Below are 1,395 nucleotides of genomic sequence, written 5' to 3'. Positions count from 1 at the left end.
CCAGAAGACCAAGATGCTTGTCGTACTCAATGACAACGAGATGAGTATCGCCGAGAACGTCGGGGCGCTGGCGACCTATCTGGCCAAGCTGCGGCTGATGCCCACCTACCAAAAAATCGAGAGCTCGGTCAAGCGCAACCTTAACAAAGATGGCCTGCTCTACCGAACCGCCGCCGGGGCTAAGCACGCCGCCACGCACTTTGCGGCACCGGCGAACACGGGCATTTTCTTCGAGGAGCTGGGCTTTCAGTACATTGGTCCCATTGACGGCCACGACACGGAATTTCTCGTCCAGGTCTTTGAGCATGCCAAGCACCTTGAAGGCCCGGTTCTGCTCCATGTCCTGACCACCAAGGGCAAGGGCTACGAGCCCGCCGAGAAAGACCAGCGCACCTGGCACGCGACCACCGGCTTCTCGATTGAAGACGGCAAGATGGAGAAGAAGTCTAGTGGGGTCACCTACACCCAGGCCTTTGTCGAGAGCCTAAACGAAGTCGCGGTCAACAACGATAAGGTGGTCGCGATCACCGCCGCCATGCCCGATGGCACGGGCCTGGCCAAGTTCGCCGATAAGTTCCCCAAGCGCTTCTTCGATGTCGGGATCGCGGAGCAGCATGCCGTCACTTTTGCCGCCGGGCTCGCCGCCGAGGGCTTTACCCCGGTCTGCGCGATCTACTCGACGTTCTTGCAGCGTGCCTACGACCAGATCGTCCACGATGTCTGCATCCAGAACCTGCCTGTGGTCTTTGCGATTGACCGCGCGGGCCTCGTCGGTGACGACGGCGCGACGCACCACGGGACGATGGACATTGCCTACCTGCGCTCGATCCCCAACCTGGTGATGCTCTCGCCCAAGGACCCCCAGGAGCTGCGCGAGATGACCAAGTTCGCGCTGGCGTATCGCAAAGGCCCCATCGCCCTGCGCTACCCGCGTGGTGGCGGCGAGAACCTCACCGACACCTGCGCCCCGATCCAGCTTGGGCAGTCCGAGACCCTACGGCGCGGCGATGATATCGGAATTCTCACCTACGGCCCGATTGCCAGCGAGGCGCTCATCGCCGCCAATACGCTGGAATCGCAAGGCCACTCGGTGGAGGTGATTAACGCCCGCTGGGTCAAGCCACTCGATGAAGTGGCGATCCTGGCGCTCGCCCGCCGCACCAAGAAGCTCATCACCGTCGAGGACGGCATTCTGGCCGGAGGCTTTTGTAGCGCGATTGTCGAGCTCCTCGCCGACCGTGGCCTCACCGACGTGCAAGTCACGCGCATCGGCCTCCCGAACCACTTCGTCGAGCACGGCCCGATCCCCAAGCTACGCGAGCTCGTCGGGATGGACGCCGCCGCGATTGTCAAAGCTGCGGAGAGCCTGCTCAAAGTCCCGGTGCTCCGCTAACC

At 62.5% G+C, this 1,395-nt stretch carries 1 protein-coding gene; it reads left to right on the top strand.

Annotated elements, in window-relative coordinates; all coding sequences use genetic code 11:
• Positions 1–1,393: 1-deoxy-D-xylulose-5-phosphate synthase (gene dxs, locus RMO15_RS17475; protein ID WP_309714755.1), on the top strand; the 1,393-nt coding region annotated here is incomplete at its 5' end.
• Positions 1,394–1,395: the final 2 nt, after the last annotated feature.

The sequence above is a fragment of the Armatimonas sp. genome (assembly GCF_031410135.1).
Taxonomy (GTDB): domain Bacteria; phylum Armatimonadota; class Armatimonadia; order Armatimonadales; family Armatimonadaceae; genus Armatimonas.
The sequence above is the reverse complement of the archived record's forward strand: the minus strand, read 5'-3'. Positions and strand labels throughout refer to the sequence as shown.